Annotated in this window: 6 protein-coding genes; all 6 read left to right on the top strand. The window is 61.1% G+C overall.

Going from position 1 to position 5,496, the window contains the following annotated elements:
- The coding region (locus M3498_02410; GenBank protein ID MDQ3458148.1) for a hypothetical protein at positions 1-201 on the top strand (201 nt) is incomplete at its 5' end.
- Positions 198-1,409, top strand: a complete 1,212-nt coding sequence (locus tag M3498_02405) for an NAD(P)-dependent oxidoreductase (protein ID MDQ3458147.1) — start codon at positions 198-200, stop codon at positions 1,407-1,409. The genes M3498_02410 and M3498_02405, both read left to right, overlap by 4 nt.
- On the top strand, positions 1,406-2,452 hold the full coding sequence (gene gmd / locus M3498_02400) for a GDP-mannose 4,6-dehydratase (GenBank protein MDQ3458146.1): 1,047 nt from the start codon (positions 1,406-1,408) through the stop codon (positions 2,450-2,452). The genes M3498_02405 and gmd overlap by 4 nt, the downstream gene beginning before the upstream one ends.
- 1 nt (position 2,453) lies before the next feature.
- Positions 2,454-3,392, top strand: coding sequence for a GDP-L-fucose synthase (locus M3498_02395; GenBank protein ID MDQ3458145.1), 939 nt, complete (start codon positions 2,454-2,456; stop codon positions 3,390-3,392).
- Positions 3,393-3,394: 2 nt separating this feature from the next.
- Positions 3,395-4,621, top strand: a complete 1,227-nt coding sequence (locus M3498_02390; protein ID MDQ3458144.1) for a glycosyltransferase family 4 protein — start codon at positions 3,395-3,397, stop codon at positions 4,619-4,621.
- The coding region (locus M3498_02385) for an NAD-dependent epimerase/dehydratase family protein (protein MDQ3458143.1) at positions 4,618-5,496 on the top strand (879 nt) is incomplete at its 3' end. The genes M3498_02390 and M3498_02385, both read left to right, overlap by 4 nt.

The following is a 5,496-nucleotide window of genomic DNA, read 5'->3' as shown; positions in this document are numbered from 1 at the left end:
GTGGTGGCGCGCTCGGCCGAGGGCATCCTGGACGGGCTGCGGCGGGTGGGCTGCGGGGGCCGCCCGGCGATGAAGGCGATGGGCGCCCGGGGCAGGCGTCTCGTCCGCGAACAGTATGCCTGGCCGGCTATCGTCGAGCGCTATGAGGCGATCGCCCAAGAGGCGCTGGCTCGAGCAGCGCGCCGCGGGAGGAGGCCGTGAGGGTCCTCGTCACCGGCAGCTCCGGCTTTATCGGCAGCCATCTGCTCGAGCGCCTGCTCGCCGAGGGCCACACCGCGCTGGGCCTCGATCACAAGCCGCCCGTCAATCCGGCTCACGAGGCGCACGTCGAGCGCTGCGACCTGCTCGAGCGGGCAGGGCTCACCTACCTCGTTTCGGCGTTTGCGCCCGAGGCCGTCATCCACCTCGCCGCCCGCACCGACCTGGACGAGAAGGTGAATATCGGCGGCTACGCGGCCAACACGGTGGGCGTGGAGAACCTGCTCGCGGCAATCCGGGAGACGCCCGCGGTGCGCCGCGCCCTCTTCACCTCGTCGCAGCTCGTCTGCGGCGTCGGCTACCTGCCGCGACACGACCAGGACTACGCGCCCAGCACCCTCTACGGCGAGAGCAAGGTGCTCACCGAAAAGCTCGTGCGCGGTTCGGACGGCGCCGGCCGCGAATGGTGCCTGCTGCGGCCCACGACCGTGTGGGGGCCGGGCATGCTGCCGCACTACCAGAAGTTCTTGGGGATGATCCAAAGGGGCGGATATTTCCATGTCGGCAGGAGGCCGCTCTACAAGTCCTACGGTTATGTCGGCAACATCGTCTATCAGTACCAGCGGATGTTGGCGGCGCCTGCCGAGGAGATACAGCGAAGGGTCTTCTATCTGGCCGACTACGAGCCGCTGTCGCTGCGCGCCTGGGCCGACGCCTTTCAGCGCGAGTTCGGGGCCAAGCCGATCAAGACCTACCCCGAGACCTTGGTCAGAGCCGCCGCCAGGATGGGAGATGCGATCAACGCGCTGGGCTACAGCAGTTTTCCCTTCAACTCGTTTCGCCTCAACAACGTGCTGACGGAGTACACCTTTGACCTGAGCGACACGGAAGCGGTGTGTGGGCCCTTGCCCCACACGGTGAGTGAGGGCGTAAAGGAAACGGCCGCCTGGTTCAGCGCGCTCCAGAACGACCGGGTGGGACGCCGGCGGTACGTCCCTCACGATACAATTCGTTACCCAGCTAGTCACCCAGCTAGTCACCCGGCTAATCACCCAGCTAGTCACACAGCCAAGGGTTCGGAGGTACACGCAGTGAAAGACCAGCTACCAGGAGACGCGCCACTACGGTCCGCGGCTAGGCCAGCCAGCCCCGAGGGCGGTCATGGCCGCAAGCGTTCGGACGCTGAGGCCGTGAGGCTTCGGGACCGATGAAAAGGGCCTTGATCACCGGGATCACCGGTCAGGATGGCTCCTACCTGACGGAGCTGTTGCAGCGGAAGGGCTACGAGGTGCACGGCATCATCCGCCGGGCTTCGACCTTCAACACCGACCGCATCGATCACCTCTACCTGGACCCGCACCGGCCCGAGGCCACCATGTTCCTTCACTACGGCGACCTGGCCGACGGCACGGGCCTGCGCCGTGTGCTAGAAGAGGTCGAGCCCGACGAGGTCTACAACCTGGGCGCGCAGTCGCACGTCGCGGTGTCGTTTCAACAGCCGGAGTACACCGTCGATATCGACGCCCTGGGCGCGCTCAGGCTGCTCGAGGCCATCCGCGACTACTGCGGGCGGACGGGCAACGAGCTGCGCTTTTACCAAGCCGGCACCTCGGAGATGTTCGGCGCCTCGCCGCCGCCGCAGTCCGAGAGGACGCCGTTCTATCCGCGCTCGCCTTACGCGGCCGCCAAGGTCTACGCCTACTGGCAGACGGTGAACTACCGCGAGGCCTACGGGCTCTTCGCCTGCAACGGCATCCTCTTCAACCATGAGTCCGAGCGCCGCGGCGAGACCTTCGTCACCCGCAAGATCACCCGCGCCGCCACGCGGATCAAGCTGGGGCTGCAGGACAAGCTCTACCTGGGCAACCTGGAGGCCAAACGCGACTGGGGCCACGCCGAGGACTACGTCGAGGCGATGTGGCTGATGCTGCAACAGGACGAGGCCGACGACTACGTCATCGCCACCGGCGAGTCCTACGCCGTGCGCGACTTCGTGCAGCGGGTGTTCGACAGGTTGGAGCTCGACTGGCAAGCCCACGTCGAAGTCGATCCCCGCTACTTCAGGCCGACCGAGGTCGAGTACCTGTGGGGAGACTCGAGCAAGGTGCAGGCCAAACTCGGCTGGCGGCCCAAGGTGACGATCGACCAGCTCGTCGCGCGGATGGTGGCGCACGACCTCGAGCTCGCCAGACAGGAGAGGACCCTGACGGACGCCGGGCACGCCGTCGCCCCCAGAGGAGTCGCCAATGGTTGAATTGGAGAACGCCAAGATCTATGTGGCGGGCCACAGCGGGCTGGTAGGCTCGGCCATCGTGCGCAAGCTCTATGCCTCGGGCTGTGATAACATCATCACCAGGCCGAGCAGCGCATTGGATCTGCGCGATCAGGGGGCCGTCACTGGGTTTTTTGCCAGAGAGCGCCCCGACTACGTCATCCTGGCGGCCGCCAAGGTCGGCGGTATCCTGGCCAACAGCTCCTATCCCGCCGAGTTCATCTACGACAACCTGATGATCGCCACCAACGTCATTCACGCCTCCCATACCCACGGGGTCAAGAAGCTGCTCAACCTGGGCAGCAGCTGCATCTACCCCAAGCTCGCCCCCCAACCCCTAAAAGAGGACTACCTGCTGTCGGGGCCTCTCGAGCCCACCAACAGGGCCTATGCCGTGGCGAAGATCGCCGCCGTCGAGCTCTGCGACTACTACCGGAGCCAGTACGGCTGTGATTTTATCTCGGCGATGCCGACCAACCTCTACGGGCCGGGGGACAACTTCGACCTGCTGAGCAGCCACGTGCTGCCTGCGCTGATGCGCAAGATGCACGAGGCCAAACGAGCCAAATCGCCGACCGTGGAGATCTGGGGCAGCGGCAAGCCCATGCGCGAGTTCATGTATATCGAGGACATGGCCGACGCCTGCCTCTTCCTCATGCGCTCCTTTTCGGAGCCCGGCCCCATCAACGTGGGCACGGGCAAGGACCTGAGCATCCGCGATCTGGCGCTGCTCATCAAGGATGTGGTCGGCTACGGGGGCGACCTGGTGTTCGACTCGAGCAAGCCCGACGGCACGCCGCGCAAGCTCCTCGACGTTTCCCGCCTGCGCGAGGCGGGCTGGTCGGCCAAGGTCGATCTCCAGGAGGGCGTCGGCCGCACCTATGAATGGTTCTTGCGGCATGTCGAAATACCAACTTCATAAGCATGAAAGTGTGTATCTGCAGCGAGTACTTTGCGCCCGATATGGGCTCGACGGGCAAGGTATTATACGAACTGGCAGCCCAGCTTGCGGAAACTCATCCCGACCTTCAACTCGAGGTGGTTTCTAGCGATAGACAGTATAGAAGTGCCCATGACGCCAAGCAGGAGGAGCTCGAAGGCGTATCTGTGTCGCGTCTACGGACCTTAAAGCTGAACAGGGATGTGCCGGCACAACGCCTTTTTGGTGATCTTCTGTTCAGCCTGTCGGTGTTCTTTTATTTCTTATTCCGTAAAAAACCCGACGTCATTCTTGTTGTAACCAATCCTTTTGTTTTGCCTTTGGCGCCTTGGTTGCTAAAACGCTTTTTCAAGGTGCCTTATCTGTACTTGATCCACGATCTCTATCCCGATATTGCACTTGTCGTAGGTGTTACCTCGGAAAATAGTGCGATGACCAAGATCTTTAGGAGGCTCCAGCGCCAGTGGCTCAATGCTGCTGACAGGGTGATCGTATTGGGTCGCTGCATGCAAGACGTGATCATGCGCAACTATAACGTAGCTGACGACCGCATCGCAGTCATCACGAACTGGGCAGATCATGAGACCATACAACCCTTAACCAAGAACACGAAGGACACACCGTTTCGGGTAAAGCATGGTTTGTGCGGTTTTATGGCTTTATACTCGGGCAATTTGGGGCTGTTTCATGATTTTGACACTATGTTGGACGCTGCCAAACGGCTGAAGCAGGTAAAGCCGGAGATAACCGTCGTCATTGTGGGCGAAGGAAGAGCAAAAGAATATATAGCTCACCGCATTGAAACTGAAGCTCTTTGCAATGTCCGGCTGTTACCCCTCGTTCCGGAGGGCGAACTCGTCGAGCTTCTGTCATCTGCGGATGTCTCTGTGGTAACGCTTAGCTCGGGTGCGGAGGGTTTGGCTGTACCTCTAAAGTTCTATAATATTCTAGCGGTGGCAAGACCGGTCATCGCTGTTATGTCGCCTTCTTCCGAAATTAGCCGCGTCTTGGCGGAGCATGAATGCGGGATTCAAGTCGACCAGGGAGACGTTGAAAACTTTATTGGGGCGGTGACAAGTCTAGCCGCGGTACAAGAGAGGACGGCGACGATGGGGCAAAACGCACGTCGAGCCTTGGAGCAGGAATTTACCCTGGCTCACGTGGTAGCAAAGTATCACGACCTGCTCAAGGAGATCACGGCCAGCCGGTGAGAGTGGTCGTCATAGGGGCGCGAGGTTTCGTCGGCTCCCACCTCGTTGACCAGCTTGGTCACCTAAACCATGTCGTGCCCACGGCGCGTTCGCAAGTTGACCTCTCGGATCCAAAAAGTCTGCGTGACGGCTTGTGTCCTGGTGACGTTGTCATCAATGCGTCCGGCTATGCCAATGCCACGGACACCACCGAAGAAGGGGAAAAGCGCTTCCAAGCCGCTAACGTGGACGGGGTACGAAACTTGGCTCAGGTTGCTTCTGACGTTGGAGTCGCCCATCTGGTGCATATCAGCAGCGTGGCGGCGATGGGGCGCTGGCATCAGGAGGGTGTGACAGAGCAGATGCAAAAGCCGGTTGCGTCACCTTACAGCGCGAGCAAGCTCGAGGGTGAAAGGGTTCTGGCTGAGTTCACTGGTGACCTCCCCATTACTATCTTGAGGCCAACATCTGTCTTTGGGGAGGGGCGCGGCCTGGCTCGTACCCTGTGCGGCGTAATCTCTCGCCGCATCGTGCCTCTACCTGCGGGCGGCGGTGCAAAAATCCCCTTCACTTACATGGGCAACGTCGCCCACGCCGTCGAGCTGTGCCTTGCCAACCCGCAGTGTTTTGGCAAGACATTCATCATAGGCGACGAACAGTCCTACCGTTTGCGCGAGGTGGTGCTTGCGCTGGCTAAAGAGTTGGACGTCGAGATCAAAATTATACCCGTGCCGATATGGTCAGCTAATATGGGCGTTAGGCTGCTCGAGCGGCTAGCCACTATGCGAGGGTCGCCGCCGCTGCTCGACAGAGGAAGACTTGATACCATGACAAACTCGGTCTCCTATTCCATTGCTTCATTTCAAAGGGCAACCGAATACCAGCCTCCTTATAGC

Source organism: Deinococcota bacterium (assembly GCA_030858465.1).
Taxonomy (GTDB): domain Bacteria; phylum Deinococcota; class Deinococci; order Deinococcales; family Trueperaceae; genus JALZLY01.
The sequence above is the reverse complement of the archived record's forward strand: the minus strand, read 5'-3'. Positions and strand labels throughout refer to the sequence as shown.